Genomic DNA, 16,256 nt, shown 5'->3' with positions numbered 1-16,256 from the left:
TCATATTAATTTCAAGAGGCGTATAGGTTAACCAGATGGCAGAAAATAAATTATCTTCGCGACGTCGAGTAGTGGTCACTGGTATGGGGATTGTAAGTCCTCTTGGGATTGGTATAGATAATGTTTGGAACCAATTAGTCGCAGGTAAAAGCGGTATTAGAGCGATTTCTAGCTTTGATGCCTCCAACCTTCCCGCACGTGTTGCGGGGGAGGTACCTATTGGTCCAAAAACTGAAGGTAAATTGGACTTGGCCGAATGGATTCCTGTTAAGGATCAAAAGAAAATGGATCGTTTCATCCATTTAGGCCTGGTTGCTGCAATTCAAGCAGTTGAAGATTCGGGATGGGTCCCTCAAAATGAGGACGAACGTTGTGCCACTGGCGTCATGATTGGTTCTGGAATCGGTGGGCTGCAAACAATTTATGAAACTTCGACTAAAGTTTACGAAGGTGAAATCCGCAAAGTTTCTCCTTTCTTTATACCATCATCCTTGATTAACCTTGTATCAGGCTATGTATCAATAAAATACGGATTCAAGGGACCTAATCATGCAGCTGTTACGGCATGTGCTTCTGGTGTTCACGCTATCGGGGATGCAAGCCGTCTGATTGCATTAGGGGATGCTGATGTAATGGTTGCTGGTGGTGCAGAGGCCGCTGTTTGTGCACTTGGGATCGCTGGTTTTGCTGCTGCACGCGCCTTGTCAACAGGATTTAATGATACTCCAGACCAAGCTTCTCGTACTTGGGACAAAGACAGAGACGGATTCGTTATGGGGGAGGGTGCTGGTATTTTGGTTTTAGAAGAATACGAGCACGCCAAAGCACGAGGTGCTAAAATCTACGGTGAAGTTATCGGATATGGAATGTCTGGTGATGCTTACCATATTACTGCTCCTGCTGAAGGGCATGATGGCGCATACAGAGCAATGCGTGCAGCAATTAAGAATGCAGGTATTTCGGTTGAAGATATTAATTACGTAAATGCCCACGGTACATCAACCAAGGCCGATGATCTTGAACTAGAAGCTGTCGAACGTTTGTTTGGTGATGCTGGTCAGAAATTGGCCATGTCTTCAACAAAAACATCCATTGGCCATTTGTTGGGTGCTGCAGGTGCGGTAGAGGCCATTTTCTCTTTACTAGCTATCCGTGATAATGTTGTTCCACCTACGCTAAATTTAGATAATCCTTCTAAAGAAACGATTATTGATCGTGTCGCTCATGAGGCACAACAGCGTCAGGTCAATATTGCTTTATCCAACAGTTTTGGATTCGGTGGAACAAATGCATCGTTGTTGTTCAAAAAGGTTTAGTTGATTACTCTAGCACAATGACTGCTAAAGGTAAGCGATAGTGCGTAAGTTAATTTTATTTATTGGCGCGTTATTTATTGCTTTTTTTATATTGTTTGTTTTTGGAAAAAGTATTTATTCGCGTCCAGGTCCCCTAACAGAAGCAAAAAATATCTTTATACCAAAGGGTAATACAGATGTTGTTTTACACCGTTTACAGCAAGATCATGTTATCCCTGATGATTGGATATACACGGTCGTTTTTAAAGGTGCAGTGGCCTTAACACGTCAGTCTGGTGCTTTGCATTCTGCTGAATTTGCGTTTCCCAGACAGGCTTCGATACAACAAGTTTTATCAATCTTACGGCATGCAAAACCTGTTCAGCATGGATTGACAATTCCAGAAGGTCTAACTGCGTATCAAATTGCGTCTTTGATTAATCAAGCACCATTCTTGACAGGACATATTGATGTTCCCACAGAGGGTAGTGTTTTGCCCCAAACTTATGCGTATGAATGGGGATACCCGCGTGATAAATTGCTGCTTCGCACCCAAGAAGCAATGAAAAAAGCATTGCATAGTGTTTGGGAGAAACGCCAGCAGATTCCAGAAATAAAGACACCTGATGATTTATTGTCTTTGGCCTCTATTGTTGAAAAAGAAACGGCTATCCCCAGAGAACGTCCAATGGTTGCACGTGTTTTTATCAATCGCTTGAAATCTGGTATGAAATTGCAATCAGACCCAACGATTATCTATGCGTTAACGAAAGGTAAAGGGAATTTAGATCGTTCGCTAACACGCCAAGATTGGTTAATCGCTGATCCATATAATACTTATTGGACAAATGCTTTGCCTCCAACCCCTATTTGCTCACCAGGAATAGCTTCATTGGAAGCCGTTGCGCATCCTGTTGATGGAAATATGCTTTATTTTGTTGCAAATGGAACTGGTGGCCACAGCTTTTCTGCCTCTTTAAAAGAGCATAATCATAATGTTATGATACAAAAGGAAAAAAAATAGCCAAGTTTTCATTTGAACTTGGCTATTTTTTTAGTATTTTTTTGTAGGGGGTGGGGGTAAATTCTCTGATTTAATATTACCAGAATATTCACTAGGGGCTAATTGAATAGCACCTGTATCTGCATCGTTATCATTTGACGTTTTTGTCTGTGATTTTTTTGTCTTTGTGGGTGCTGTTGACGCATTATTGGTAAGCTTAATTAACATTCTACGTAATGGATCAGCATTCGAGTTATTCACCCTCATCGCAATAACGATATCTTCTGGACCAACGGTTTCGTTATAATAATTATGATTAGATTTACTGTTAACTTTTAGTTTCGACCCTTTAAGAGAAACACCAGCGAATAATCCAGAATTTTTCTGAATCGTATATATATCAGACATTCCACTGTCCGCGTTACTGTTGGCTGTAGCAGCAGTTGCAGAAGCACTGGCCCCCATGGTAAATTGGCTATCTAAAAGTGAGCGCAAGCTCTTTTCATTCATAATAAACAGCATGATTTTTGAGTTTTCAACGCCTAGCTGTAGTCCAAATGAACCACTAGACATCTTATAAAAGGCTGGACTGGACCATGAGCCTTGGGCATCGCGAGATAATAATACACAACTGCCCCCTGATCCGCCGAAAACCATCGAAATTCGTGTCACGTCAGGGCAGATCATTACGGCTCTGGCATCTTTAAGACGTTTATATAATTTGCTATCCGTTGATACGTTGGAATAAATATCTTGCACAGCCAAAGTTGCGTGGTCAACCAAAGACTGTTCAACGTTGGTTTTGGCTTGTGCTGTATTTATCCCTTTTAGACAAAAAAGAGGAATCGCTAAAAGTGAGATATATTTAAAATTTTTACGTATATTCATATTTTTGAACAATAATTTAATTACTAAGATATAAAACTGATAAGTAGGTGTGATTATGGTGCTTCTAGAGGGATATTAACAGTTTTTGATAATAAATCTGCAATCCCTGGTGCCGCAGTTAAAACAGGGGTTGGCTGGTGCAGGCCTCCATCTTTTAAAAATGAAGAAGTGTAAGCCCCAGCCTCTTTTAACAAAACAAGTGCCGCAGCAACATCCCATAGATTAATCGCCATTTCGAAATGACCATCCGATCTGCCACTGGCAACGTCGACCAATGACATAGTTCCTGACCCTATTGTGCGAATCATAGCTCCTGTTTTCAGAATCGCATCTGCGTGTTTTAAAAACTCTTCTCTTTTACTAACATGGCTCCAACCCAGTTCAATCATTGAGATCTTGGGATCTTTCACTGGAGAAGCATGAATGGGTTTGCCGTTCATAAATGCCCCGTGGTTTAAGCGCGCAGTATAAAATTCTTGTACACAAGGGGCTGCAACAACACCTAATACTGGGGTATCACCATCCATTAACCCCAAAGATACACACCATCTGTTGCGCCCACGAGCATAATTTGCAGTACCATCAATAGGGTCGACAACCCATTTCAAAGAGCCTGTGCGTGTTTGCCCCTCTTCTTCACCTTGGAAACCATCATCTGGAAAAAGAGCTTTCATTTCTTGAGAAATAAAGGACTCAACTTTACCATCTGTTTCGGTTAGCCAATCTTGTGCATGTTTTAAGGAACCCTGGGGGCCACCAGGGGCAGGACGCATGGCCAGAGCCATATCCGCTGCTTTTTGTACGATGGTTTGTGCTGCTTCGAATCGGCGGGAAAGGGCATCTGACATGATTAGTTTAACCTTGAGTATAAAAAAGTTCGGATTATCGATGATGATGAATATATTCTTAATAAGCAGAATTTCTGATATGTTAAACACAATGTCAGAAAGTTACTTAAAAATATATAGATTAATTTTGAATAAATAATGACATCTATCGTTGTTGATAAAGAATTTATTCTTTTTTACAGAGGATATCAATATAGATATATTTTTAAGTTTATTCAATCTGATGTGAGATATTGTAAAGGATATATTGTGTCACAAGAGTTAAGATTAGTAGCAGTTTTAGATTTAAAACCTAATTCATGGGAACATGTTAAAAATGCTGTAAAGGAATGCGTCAAGCAATCCAGGTTGGAGGCTGGAAATTTTTTTTATTCTGCTCATTTCGAAGAAAATAATCAAAACCGTGTTGTTTTTATAGAGCATTGGATGAGTCGTGAAGCTATTGAGACGCACAGTCAGACAGCACATTTCAAACAACTTGTGCAAATTATTGGACCATATTTAGAACAGCCAATGCAACTATTAACATTGGCTGAGATTCAAGAGATTGGGGAATAAAGTCGTTGTGTCTATTTTCGAGACAGATATTTGGCGTTTAGGTATTATTAAAGCACCGATTCACGAGGTGATTTCTAAACAAGAAGTACAACATGTGTATTGGTTGGATGAAGAGCCAAAGTTAAAATTTCTAGCAGATCCATTTGGGTTATATAAGAATAACAAGCTATATATTTTTGCAGAAGCTTATGATTATCGGAATAGACACGGTTACATAGAGCTTTTAGTATTTAATCATTTGTTACAACTTTTGGATCGACGTCCTGTATTACAAGAACCTTGGCATTTATCCTATCCCATGATTATAGAGGATCGAGGCGAAATTTATATGCTGCCCGAGGCCTATAAATCTGGAAAAACGACATTATACAAAGCGATCGAATTTCCGTATCGATGGGAAAAGGTCAAACAATTTAATTTTCCAGAAATTGTTATTGATCCTACAGTTACTTTTTATCAGGGATTATGGTGGATGTTTTATACATCTGCTGATTCAGGATATAGTCGTCAGGGTAATCTATCTGTTGCTTATACAGATGATTTGATGGGCAGTTGGTCTTTACATCCGTCAAATCCTGTCAGAATTACACCTTTTAGTGCACGCCCTGGTGGAAACGCCGTGGTAACGAAGAAAGGTATTATTTTACCGACCCAAAACTGTACTAGAACTTATGGGGGAAGTTTATCATTTTTGCAGATAACTACATTAACGCCTAATTCTTTTGAAGCTCATGTTGTTGGTAGTTTGAAAACAAATACTATCTTTGATTCATATAGAAATGGCATACACACGTTAAGTGCGGCAGGCGACTATACATTGATTGATGCAAAGCAAATAATTAAAAGGCCGTTTCATCGTTTAATTACGGATAGTAACTATTATGTTAAACGCTGTATTAAAAGTCCAGTTTTTTAATAATAGGTTTTAGTAAAACTGTTCATTTGATCAAAAATGTTTCGCCCTATAGTTTCAAAATGCTGAGTGGAAAAGTCGTTTAGGACTTTATCACGTGCTGTTTGCCCCATGGTATATAGTTGGTTTGGAATAGATAGTAAGCTATACAAAGCCTCTGCCAGAGCTTGGGGGTCATTAGGAGGGACAATTAACCCTGTTTGGTTATTTTGAATAGAAAAAGGCAGCTCCCCAACGGCACTTGCTATGACGGGCAGTCCAGCCTGCATAGCTTCATGGGCGGCAACGCAAAAGCCTTCAGATCGAGACGGTTGTACATAAAGATGATGGTTAGATAAAGTTTCGTTCACATCGTTGGTGAAGCCGACCAACTCGATATAGTTTTGTAAACGATATTGTTCGATTAGTGCTTGCAGGTCGTTGTGTTCTGCACCTTCTCCGTATACGAAGATTTTATAAGGTGGAATAGAGGGTTTTTGTTGCAGACAACGTACCGCTTGAATTAATACATCGTATCCTTTGACTGGATGTAAGCGCCCCATAGAGGCAACTTTAATTGTTTCTGCTGCCTGCCAAGGCCTCGCAGATTTTGTGTAGGGAAGTGCTTTAAAAATAGGCCAGGTGATGATTTTCTCGTCAGGAATACCCAATCGTTGTTTAGTTAATGCGGTAATGCGTTGAGAGTCCCCAATCCATAGTTGAGAAAGATTCTTTGTTGCTTTTAACAAACGTAGATTCCATGGTTTCAAATATGCTGCATGCTGCCAACTGGTTACAGGCAGTCGACGATGCTTTCCAACTAATTGCCCCAACAATGTTGCGCGTGTAAGGGAAGTCCATAAATGAGTGGGTCTATAATTTTGTATTTGTTGATTCAACCATGTCAAAGCCGGTAAATGATCTTTTAAACCTCCCTCTCTGATGCTAACAGGAATGTTTGCTTGTTGGAGAGGTAATAAAGCTTTTCCGTCTTTACGCAGAAGTGCAAAAACTTTAACTTCCGCACCATAAGATCGCATCAATGATAAAATGGCAGGCACAGGGAACGCTGCACCGCCACCTTCTAGTGAGTTAATAATGTATGCAATACGCATTGGTATTAACTATGAATTAGGGATGTTACCAAGGCCAAATCTTCAGGTTTGTCAACATCCACAGCCGCCTGCCCCCACGGCATGACAACGAAATGTAGCTTTGCTTTGGTTAATTTATAAATTCTTTTCTTTAATACTTGTCTGGTCAAGCAACGTAGTAAATATCGCAGTATGATCTTGTATCCTAGCAAGTATCCTATTTTTGCAGGTTGTTTCCGATGTTGTTCTAAGGTTTGCCATAGTTTAGCGACTTGTATGGATTGTGGGGTTCTAAATAAAAATATGTTGCATCCCGAAAAAGCACCATCAGCAAGTTTAATATATGTTCGCTTGGTATTGGGAACATCGCGTTCAATTTGTTCTTTAAGGGCGATACCAATAGCAATGTCACAATTTGCTTTTTCAGCTTCTGCTAGGAAGTAATTTACCCATTCAGGTTGAAGTAAAGGGTTGTCTGCAGTTGTAACAAGTAAGGGGGTATTTAGTGTTTGAATAGCTTCAACAACACTGGCACTGGGGCCTAAAGCTGCGGATAAATATTGTATATATTCAGGCAAGATATCCTGAACAACGACTGGTTTTTCAATACTTACCGCTATTTTTTCAATATTTACAATTTTAGATAATGTTTGAGCAACATAATGAATCATTGGTCGCCCTAGAATAGGGATAATCGCTTTGTGAGAAACGTGAGTATGCATAGCCAAGGGGTCTTGTTGTCCTTTTCTAGACCCTGCCAAGATTAAAGCGTTAATCGTTTCACGTTCCATATTATTTCCCTATGCAGCCTTTTGATCATTGTTAGAGGTGGCCTTTTTTTGCTCGCGAAAGTTAGAACCTGCAGGACGATCACGAGGAGGGGCCCCAGTTTTCAACATTACCCAAGGATACCGCTCTGCTTGTTTTACATCGTATCCTATATTAAATACAGTGGGGCTGCGGGGGCGACTTTTTGTATCTTCGTAAAAAGTTCCAAATAATTTATCCCAAAAATAATTTGTGATTCCGTAGTTACCTTTTTCATAATGAAAATGATGCATTACATGAAGTTGTTTGATACGCAGCACGTATTTTGATTTTGGTTTGTAACCGAGATGTTGAATACAGTGAAAAAACTCATAAAAACAGGTCATGTATAAAGCTGTTCCAATTGACGCAAATGCACCAGAAAAACCACCGACGAGATATCCAAGTCCACCACCAACAATAAAAATAGTTGGTAATGTGTTTAAGGGCGATCCAAATAACACATTTAACAGATGTGGATCTTGATGATGGTCAAAATGGATCCGTTTCCAAAGCGATGCTGTCCATTTAATTTGGTATAAAAAAGCAACATGCATAATCCAGCGGTGGATGATATACCATATTAGAGAGAAGCCAAATATCATAACAACAACAGAACTGAGTACAGGGATCCATCCTGTGAAAGTATAATATATACCAATAATACTGGCGATAATAAGGCCAAAATAAAGCAAAATAGTACCATGAGTTAAATAGGCAACCCACAATTGTTTTAAATCCATTTTGCCAAGATCATAGCTGCGACCCGAGCGAAGCTCTTGATTTCGCATAATTTGAAAAATAGACTGGTTGTTCATTGTTTTTCTTCAATCATTAAAATAATAGTACTGGTGGCGAAGAGAAATATTATAAAAGAAGGTATAATTGCAACAGGGGCAGGTAGAGTTCCTGCTTTTCCCAAAGCTCTTAGAACTTCTTGAAAAATAATAAATAATAGACCACACCCTAAGCAATAAATAGGCAGCCAGCTTTTAAACCCAGCACGAGGGGGGATGTATGTTACTGGTACCGCTATGACCAACATTATAACAAAAGTAAAAGGTAAAAAAAACCGTTCCCATATAGATGTCTTTAAATTGTTCGTTGGTGTGCGAAAAGGATGCACATTAGATAATTGTGAAAACATACTTTGGATAGATTGAGGTATTGTTGGAGATGACAGTTCAACCAAAGTGCGTGGCGTAATTTCTATTGGCCAGATATTGTCTGGGTAGGCAGTTAATTTTTTAAACTTTAGTGGGATTGATGGATTTATTTCCAAGATTTTTGCATTTGATAGAATCCATTGATGATCTTGATATGTTGCTGAATCTGCAGTTAAAATCGATCGTAAATGGGATAAGTCGTGGCGTTTTATAACTGTCAAACCTGAAATTTTATTGCCTCCATAGGCAATATAGTCGACATTAATAATATCTAACTTTTGATAGAAGTAAAAAGATTTCCCTTTTTCAGGGGTAGGATTTGTCTTATTCCACCATATAGCCAAATTTAATTCTGTTTTTGGGGTAATTTGATCGTAAAATAGAAAACAAATAACGCTGATAAACAAGGTTACAGGCAATAATTTTTTTAGCAATCCAACCGCAGATAAACCAGCTGAACGTAACATGGTGATTTCATTATTAATCGTTAATTGTGTTAAGGTAATAATAGAACCAATTAACATACTAAGGGGTAGTATAGAGCTGAATAATAAAGGTAAACGCAACGCCATATAATGGACAACTCCCATTATACCTAAATGTCTTTCCAAGATAACGGACATTTGGTCTAGTAACGCCAACGCTTCCATGATTGCTGTAAGTAAAATGGCAGTACCCAAAACAGTACCTAGTAGCTTTATAGACAAATAAATGATTAAGGTATGTTTTTTAAACCAAGATTTCGTCATTTACGTATCTTTTTTACAGAACGGTTTAATAAAAAAGATGGATAAAACGCATATAAACCATTTTTCAGTAACAGGGTCGTATAACATATACAAAAAAATACAGCTAGGGGAAGCCATAATGCTACCAAAGCAGAATAATGACCGCTGGCGACCATATCTGATCCAAATTGCTGAATATGATCATATCCAACCAATGCAACTGCTGCAATGGCGAATCCCAAATTACTTTTTTTGCGTTTTTTCGTAATTGCTAATCCTGTTGCTAAAATAGGAATACAAATAATGGACAAAGATCTAACCAATCGGAAATGAAACTCTGCTTTAATATCTAATATAGAGATTTTACTCGTATGGTGCTGTAATTGTTGATATAATTCTGTAATAGTCAGTTCACGTTTAATAGTTGATTCGCGTTCACCAGTCCCTCTGTCTCGATAACTTAAACGCTTGTGGGATTGTTGCAGGGTCTTTGTTGCTTTATCAAAATTGGTAATATTATTGTTATCATCGGGATTAAGGGTAAGATTTTGACCGTTATATAGATCCAATTGAACTTTGGCCCTATTTTGAGCTGTATGAAATTCGCCTTCTTTGGCTACAATAAAATGTTGAACAGGTTGATTTTTTTCATTTTTCGTTTTTTGTTGAATAAAAATCCCTGAAAGATGTGTTCCATGTTTTGTTGCTTTATCTACGATCATAACCAGGTGATCATCTGGTTTAATGATCATGTGGCTTTGTATGTTGGGTACCCACCCCGCATGAGAAGCGTAAAAGAAAGCCGCGCGAAAATCATAGCGTGCATAAGGTTGAACATAGCCATACAAAATAATGCAAAGAAAACTAATAATGCCGCCAACTATAACGTAAGGGCGCGCACAACGAAATAAAGAGACACCAGAACTTAATAATGCGTCGATTTCGTTATTGAGACTCATTTGTCTGATGCTTAAAAAGACAGATACACATAAAGCCGATGGTATTGCCAGGCCCAGGTAGTGAGGAATTAAATCTGCGAGCAATCCAAGAAATGTACCTAACGGGCTACCGTCTGCGGCTAGCAGGTCAAGTAGTACCAAAAGACGTTCCAGCATCAGCGCAGCAAGAATAATGCCTAAAGAGATGCAAAAACTTGGAAAAGCTTGCGCTAAGAAATAATGATCTAGAAGCTTTAACTGCACATAAGACCATATTGTTTTTTTATGTGCTGAGGGTACGTTATTTTTGGACAAGGGATTACTAGATTTTAATGGTTTAGATAGAAGGAATGTTTTTCAAAAAATTGTTGATTTTTATCCAGGGCTCTTACAGTTGATTTTACGTTTAGTTGATTATCTACTCGCTCTAGCGTAATTTTGCGCCAAGCTGCTTGTCGTTGTGGGCGTGTGGAGTTGGATGAAGCAGAAGCAATGCCTAATAAAGGAATATCTGTGTTAAGAAATTTTTGTGTCATTGTTTTATGAACGTGGCCATATAAAATCATTTCTGCCCCTTCTTCTAATAGAATTTGTTGCAGTTTCTTTCTGTTTCTCAGGGCTTTTCTTTTTGTGACGATCCCAGAAACAGGGGGATGATGTAGTACAACAATTCTAAACAGTCCCTCTTTCTTAGTTTGATAAAGGATACTGCGTAAACGTTGTAATTGGTTTTTATCAATATGTCCACTGGCAAAAAGGGGTAAGGTTGGTACAGCTGAATTTATACCAATTAAAGCGGTCATGTCTGTTTTTGTTACGATTGGATAATCTTGATTGCTGTAGGCCTTGGTCCATGGTGTCCAATAGGCGTAGCTATTGTACCATTTGGTACTAACAAGGGCGTCATGATTTCCAGGAATAACCCGAATTTTAGAGAAAGGTAAGTTATTTAGCCATTCTGCAGCTTGCTGGAATTCTTCAGGTAATGCAAGATTGGTTAAATCGCCCGTAATGACAACTAAATCAGGTTTATGATTGGCTATATCGTTAATGATTTGATCTAACATTTTTTTTTGTAAAATTAGACGTCTTTTTTTCCATGATAAAAAGCTTAAAAATCGTTTATTACAAAGCGATAACTTTGAAAACTGAATGCTTTCTAGTGGCAAATGAATGTCAGAGATATGAGCGATCGTAAAGCGTTTCAAAAACCATTATCCTTAAAAATTAATTATGGTCCGTTACAATAACATAGGTTTATTATTATATTATAGTTGATTTTTTTGTAATTTATTTCATAAAAGACAATATCGAGTTAGATTAAAATATTTTAAAAAAACTGGAATGTTTATTACTACTCTTACGTATTTTAAACAAGTTAATATAAACGATAGAAGCCGTCAGTGAATCAAAAAATTGCCTTGATCAAAAATCCAACCAGCCGATTAAATGCAAAAGAGGATTTAGATTTTTCTCAGTTTGCTAAAGAGTGGTTAGGAGATTATTATTGTGTTCCCACTTCAATTCAAGAGGTCATGGACGTTGTAGCCCAATTTGCCAAAGAAAATGTAAACTGCATTATTGTTGATGGTGGAGATGGTACAATTAGTCGTGTAATGACTGCAATTTATCATTCATATGATTTTAATAAAATGCCATATTTGGTCATTTTGCCTTCAGGAAATACGAATTTAATTGCTAAGGACATCGGGTTTGGCGTGCGTGGTTTTCCAGCGTTGCAGCGTATCAAAATTTTGTCGGAGCGTAACCGTTTGATTAATTCAGTTCAACATCGCCATGCTTTAAAAATCGAATGGTTAGATGCATCTAAACCAGCTGTACTAGGAATGTTTCAAGGGGCGGCTGCTTTTACGAGGGCGATTAATATTGCCCATGGCCCAACAATTTTGAAGAATTTTCCTCATGATTGGGCTGTTGGTGCTACAATTATTACAGCTTTATTAAAATTATTTTTCCCACAAACAAGGGGAAATTGGCTTCAGGGAGAATTTTGCAATATCCAAATTGACTCTCAAAAAATGCAGCAAGAACATACCTTTTTATTTCTGGCAACCACCTTACAAAGCATGTCTAATGGGATGTGGCCTTTCTGGGGGGGGAATTCTCGGGATCAACGATTACATTATTTGAATGTTAAGGCGTATCCTCCCAGGTTGATTGCTGCTTGTTTTTCTTTATTAAGGGGGAAGGTTCCTAATTGGTTGCGACAGAATCCCGCTTATCAAAGCGGTATTGCTCAAAAAATTGTATTAAACATAAATCAAGAAATAATTTTGGACGGAGAACATTTTGATACAGGGGAAAAACAAACTGTTGTATTATCGGTTGGCCCTGAATTTTCATTTGTACGTTTATAATAATGGAAAAGTCGTTATCAGTTCCTCAGTTGTTGGAAACATCCTTAAAAATAGATGATGTTCCTGATGAAGTCATACAATTTGTCGAATCTATTATTGTAAAGACAAAACCAGTTGGGGTTTTGTATTATGGATCAACTTTGTGGAAAAAAGATTTAACAGGGTTATTTGATTTTTATATTGTTTTTGAATCCCTATCAGATTGGTACAAGCACCCTTCTTTCCATAAGTTAGCGAATAAATATCTACCTCCAAACATAGAATATCACGAATTTTCCGATTCGTTAGGGAAATTAAGAGCAAAAGTGGCAATTCTTTCTTTGCAGCAATTACGGTATGCGACAGGGATTCAATCGTTTGATACGACAATGTGGGCACGTTTTTGCCAACCTGTTAAAATTATATGGAGTCGTGATGATTATAGCCAACAAGCATTATTTCGCTGCTTGATACGTGCTGTTGGTACTGCTGCTTGGTGGGCAGCCTACCTTGGTCCTAACGAAGGGACAGCCACTGATTATTGGTGTAATTTATTTTCTCATACTTATGCAGCGGAGTTAAGAGTTGAATCTAAAAATCGACCCTCGTTAATTATACAGAATCGAGAAGATTATTTTACTCAACTTTTAAAATCAGCATGGCAACAAATGGGAATTAACTTTTATGAAGATAATCAATATTTGCTAAAATTAGATGTAAATACTGAAATTAAAAAGCAGGCACAACGTAAATGGTGGTTACGTGTCAGGATCGGTCGGCCTTTAAATGTAGCGCGATTAATCAAAGCAGCTTTTACATTTCAGGGGGGGGCGCAGTATATTGCTTGGAAAATTAAGCGACATAGAGGTATTGATATTCAATTGACTCCATTTCAAGAACGTCACCCGTTGTTTAGTGCACCCTGGGTTTTACTAAAGTTATATCGCCAGGGTGTTTTTAAACGTTAAGTTACTTTAACGGTAAACATACATCTTTTGCAGCTTGAATATAGATTTTTAACAATTGATCAATCTGTTCGCTAGTGTGGGCTGCGGCAATGCTGGCACGTAGTAGTGGTCTGTTATCAGGCGTTGCAGGTGGTAAACTTAGATTAATATAAGCCCCTAATTCAAGGACTTTGTTCCAAAATTGTGCAGCCTGTGCAACATCTTCTAAAATAACAGAAATAACAGAACTGATATCAGGCCCTGTTTGAAAACCCGCTTGTTGTAAACCGTGGTAGAATCGTTCAGCATTTGCCCGAAGTTTATCACGTAACTCAGGGTGATCTTTAATAAGTTTAAGATTCTCCCTCGTTGCTGCGATGACTTCTGGGGGAAGGGATGCTGTAAACATATATGGTCTGGTGCATAGGCGCAGCATATCCATTTGGGGATAATCAGATACGCAGTATCCCCCAACCGTACCTAGGCTTTTAGAGAAAGTACCAACGGTGAAATCAACATCTTGTTCGACTCCATCACGTTCAGCGATACCACGCCCATTTTCACCAAAAATACCAAAAGAATGTGCTTCGTCGATCATTAAATAGGCATTTTCTTCCTTTTTAACCTGTGCAAATTCTTTAAGAGGAATAATGTCCCCAAACATTGAATAAACACCTTCGACTACGATCAGTTTAATACCAGGAATATCCCCTAGACGTCGTAAGCGTTTACGCAGGTCATCAGCATCATTGTGACGAAAACGAATAATTTGGGCTTGGCTTAACCGACTACCATCATAAATGCTGGCGTGACAGTCTGCATCTAGAAACAAATAATCATCTTTACCTGCTAGCGTGGAAACCATCCCTAAGGTTGCTTGATATCCTGTGGAAAAAACCATACAAGAACGACGATTAAAAAAATCAGCTAGATCACGTTCCAAACTTTGATGTAAGGAATAGGTGCCATTTGCTATTCGCGAACCTGTTGTACCTACTCCATATTGTAACGCTGTTTCAGCAGCAGCTTTACGTGCATTTTCAGATTGGCTAAGCCCTAAATAGTTGTTGGTACCAAAAAGGAGAGTTTCTTTGCCTTGAATTATACCTGTCGTTGCGGAGAGCGTTTTTTCAATTGTAGTACCGAAAGGATCATGCTTTGAAACTGATAGTAATTTATCATAAGCGCTATCCAAGGTTTTAAATTTAGTAAAAATATCCATCAAATCGCTCTTTTTATTTTAAAGAAACAATTGCATCAGCAAGATCACGAATTGTTCGAACGTCTGTCAAACGATCCAACGGCATAGAAACATCTAATTTATCTTCGATTTCCATGACAAAATTCATGACAGCAAGCGAATCGAATTCTAAATCTTCGATAATTTTACTGTCCGCAGAAATATTCCGAGGAACTTTTGGATTTTCTAAGAGTGTCTCTATAATGATATTAGAAACACTTTCAATCGTTTCAGTCATATTGATGCCCTCAAAAGAAGAGTTATAGTGCGTTTATTATAATCAATTAGCTTGGTCTTTAAAGATAGCCAGTTTGTTTTACATTCTAAGTAGCTTTGATGTCTTACTTAAGGCATGTGCTTTATAGAAAGTTCAAGCGCTTAAATTAAATTCCCCATCTAACAACATTTTTCTTGCTTTCGCACGGGTTAATTTTCCCGAAGAAGTTTGTGGCAAACTATGGGGTGGGACCAAAATTACAGAGACATCTACGCCATGTTGACGCCTAAATAAATGGGTCATTTCCTCTTGTAGTTTTTTGCGTTCCTCTGGATCAATGGCCCGGCATTGCACCAATGCAACGATGGATTCGTGTTCATCAGTATCGACTGAAAAAACGGCTACATCTCGACTTCTTAGAGATGAAAAATTTTGTTCTGCAGCCCATTCAAGGTCTTGAGGCCAGATATTACGACCGTTAATAATAATCAAATCCTTCTCACGACCTGTAATAACGATTTCATTGTCTAAAATATATCCCAGATCACCTGTCTTTAACCAACCATCATCACTTAAAACACGTTTTGTTTCTTCAGGCTGATTAAAATATTCCTTCATAAGGCTGGGGCCACGCACGTAAATGCTACCAACAACTCGTTCTGATACAGGTTTTCCTTGTTCGTCTCTCACTTCTATTTCGTGTTTAGGTAATATGGGACCACAGAGAATAAAGGTTCTTGTTGTTATGTTAGGATCGTTGCATGGCTTAGCAATTCTGTCAGTTTCAAGAACGTTTAAGTCAACAGTATCTGTTTTGATCCCTGTGTTTAAAGGTGCAAAGCTCAGTGCTAATGTTGCTTCAGCCATGCCATAACTGGCAACAAACGCTTTTGGATTAAAACCATATGAAGCGTATTGCTCTGCGAATTGTTCTAAAATATGGGGACGAATCATATCGCCTCCTATTCCTGCTGATCGCCAAGAGGATAAATCAAGATCAAGGGTGGAGGAGGGTGCTCTACGACCACATAGTTCATATCCAAATGATGGACTATAAGAAATGGTTGCTTTGTTACGGCTGATTAAATCAAGCCATACATGAGGTCGTCGTGCAAAGTCACGTGTGGGTAGAAGATCAATGGTTAATTGGCATGTCATCGGAGTAATAAAAAAACCAACTAATCCCATGTCATGGTATAAAGGTAACCAAGAAACACACCGATCCCCTGTTTCTTTGACCTGCAATCCATACGCTGCAATAGCATGAGTATTTGCTAG

At 38.4% G+C, this 16,256-nt stretch carries 17 protein-coding genes (1 of these 17 running past the window's edge); 6 read left to right on the top strand and 11 right to left on the bottom strand.

The window, feature by feature from the left end; all coding sequences use genetic code 11:
• Window positions 1-35: 35 nt before the first annotated feature.
• Window positions 36-1,316: a beta-ketoacyl-ACP synthase II gene (gene fabF / locus QJV27_RS06500; protein ID WP_281448127.1), complete on the top strand. Its 1,281-nt coding sequence runs from the start codon at window positions 36-38 to the stop codon at window positions 1,314-1,316.
• 40 nt (window positions 1,317-1,356) lie between these two features.
• Entirely contained in the window at window positions 1,357-2,319 is a 963-nt protein-coding gene (gene mltG / locus QJV27_RS06495; protein ID WP_281448126.1) for an endolytic transglycosylase MltG, read from the top strand.
• 30 nt (window positions 2,320-2,349) lie between these two features.
• Here mltG and QJV27_RS06490 read toward each other — a convergent pair whose 3' ends face one another.
• Both QJV27_RS06490 and QJV27_RS06485 read right to left on the bottom strand, forming a co-directional pair.
• The gene (locus QJV27_RS06490) at window positions 2,350-3,186 is read right to left on the bottom strand and encodes a lipid-binding SYLF domain-containing protein (protein ID WP_281448125.1); all 837 of its coding nucleotides are present in this window, start codon (window positions 3,184-3,186) and stop codon (window positions 2,350-2,352) included.
• Between the two features lie 53 nt (window positions 3,187-3,239).
• Window positions 3,240-4,034 (bottom strand): inositol monophosphatase family protein, encoded by a 795-nt coding sequence (locus QJV27_RS06485; protein ID WP_281448124.1) that lies wholly within the window; start codon window positions 4,032-4,034, stop codon window positions 3,240-3,242.
• A 249-nt stretch (window positions 4,035-4,283) separates the two neighbouring features.
• On the opposite strand from QJV27_RS06485, the gene QJV27_RS06480 reads away from it, so the two are divergent.
• Window positions 4,284-4,592: a putative quinol monooxygenase gene (locus QJV27_RS06480; RefSeq protein WP_281448123.1), complete on the top strand. Its 309-nt coding sequence runs from the start codon at window positions 4,284-4,286 to the stop codon at window positions 4,590-4,592.
• A gap of 7 nt (window positions 4,593-4,599) precedes the next feature.
• Window positions 4,600-5,508 (top strand): glucosamine inositolphosphorylceramide transferase family protein, encoded by a 909-nt coding sequence (locus QJV27_RS06475; RefSeq protein ID WP_281448122.1) that lies wholly within the window; start codon window positions 4,600-4,602, stop codon window positions 5,506-5,508.
• Here the strand turns inward: QJV27_RS06475 and QJV27_RS06470 are convergent.
• From QJV27_RS06470 to QJV27_RS06445, 6 genes are all read right to left on the bottom strand, one after another.
• Window positions 5,505-6,599: a glycosyltransferase gene (locus QJV27_RS06470; RefSeq protein ID WP_281448121.1), complete on the bottom strand. Its 1,095-nt coding sequence runs from the start codon at window positions 6,597-6,599 to the stop codon at window positions 5,505-5,507. The two genes, QJV27_RS06475 and QJV27_RS06470, sit on opposite strands and share 4 nt — an antisense overlap.
• 5 nt (window positions 6,600-6,604) lie before the next feature.
• Window positions 6,605-7,369 (bottom strand): nucleotidyltransferase family protein, encoded by a 765-nt coding sequence (locus QJV27_RS06465; RefSeq protein ID WP_281448120.1) that lies wholly within the window; start codon window positions 7,367-7,369, stop codon window positions 6,605-6,607.
• Window positions 7,370-7,378: 9 nt separating this feature from the next.
• On the bottom strand, window positions 7,379-8,203 hold the full coding sequence (locus tag QJV27_RS06460) for a sterol desaturase family protein (RefSeq protein WP_281448119.1): 825 nt from the start codon (window positions 8,201-8,203) through the stop codon (window positions 7,379-7,381).
• Window positions 8,200-9,300, bottom strand: coding sequence for an LptF/LptG family permease (locus QJV27_RS06455; RefSeq protein ID WP_281448118.1), 1,101 nt, complete (start codon window positions 9,298-9,300; stop codon window positions 8,200-8,202). The genes QJV27_RS06460 and QJV27_RS06455 overlap by 4 nt, the downstream gene beginning before the upstream one ends.
• On the bottom strand, window positions 9,297-10,481 hold the full coding sequence (locus QJV27_RS06450) for an LptF/LptG family permease (protein WP_281448117.1): 1,185 nt from the start codon (window positions 10,479-10,481) through the stop codon (window positions 9,297-9,299). Before QJV27_RS06450 ends, QJV27_RS06455 begins: the two co-directional genes overlap by 4 nt.
• 65 nt (window positions 10,482-10,546) lie before the next feature.
• On the bottom strand, window positions 10,547-11,425 hold the full coding sequence (locus tag QJV27_RS06445) for a metallophosphoesterase family protein (protein WP_281448116.1): 879 nt from the start codon (window positions 11,423-11,425) through the stop codon (window positions 10,547-10,549).
• A 195-nt stretch (window positions 11,426-11,620) separates the two neighbouring features.
• Between QJV27_RS06445 and QJV27_RS06440 the strand changes: the two genes are divergently transcribed.
• A complete protein-coding gene (locus QJV27_RS06440; RefSeq protein ID WP_281448115.1) occupies window positions 11,621-12,595 on the top strand; it encodes a diacylglycerol/lipid kinase family protein in 975 nt (324 codons plus the stop codon).
• A gap of 2 nt (window positions 12,596-12,597) precedes the next feature.
• The gene (locus tag QJV27_RS06435; RefSeq protein ID WP_281448114.1) at window positions 12,598-13,542 is read left to right on the top strand and encodes a hypothetical protein; all 945 of its coding nucleotides are present in this window, start codon (window positions 12,598-12,600) and stop codon (window positions 13,540-13,542) included.
• 1 nt (window position 13,543) lies between these two features.
• On the opposite strand, the gene spt is transcribed toward QJV27_RS06435, so the two are convergent.
• From spt to QJV27_RS06420, 3 genes are all read right to left on the bottom strand, one after another.
• Window positions 13,544-14,743: a serine palmitoyltransferase gene (gene spt, locus QJV27_RS06430; RefSeq protein ID WP_281448113.1), complete on the bottom strand. Its 1,200-nt coding sequence runs from the start codon at window positions 14,741-14,743 to the stop codon at window positions 13,544-13,546.
• A 13-nt stretch (window positions 14,744-14,756) separates the two neighbouring features.
• On the bottom strand, window positions 14,757-14,999 hold the full coding sequence (locus tag QJV27_RS06425; protein WP_281448112.1) for an acyl carrier protein: 243 nt from the start codon (window positions 14,997-14,999) through the stop codon (window positions 14,757-14,759).
• Window positions 15,000-15,131: 132 nt separating this feature from the next.
• Window positions 15,132-16,256 carry the 3' portion of a fatty acyl-AMP ligase gene (locus QJV27_RS06420; protein ID WP_408869620.1) on the bottom strand. 609 nt of this gene lie beyond the right edge of the window, so the window shows 1,125 of its 1,734 coding nt (coding positions 610-1,734); its start codon lies off the right edge, out of view; the stop codon is at window positions 15,132-15,134.

The sequence above is a fragment of the Commensalibacter oyaizuii genome (assembly GCF_029953265.1).
Lineage (GTDB): Bacteria > Pseudomonadota > Alphaproteobacteria > Acetobacterales > Acetobacteraceae > Commensalibacter > Commensalibacter oyaizuii.
This window is presented reverse-complemented; position numbering and strand designations above follow the sequence as displayed.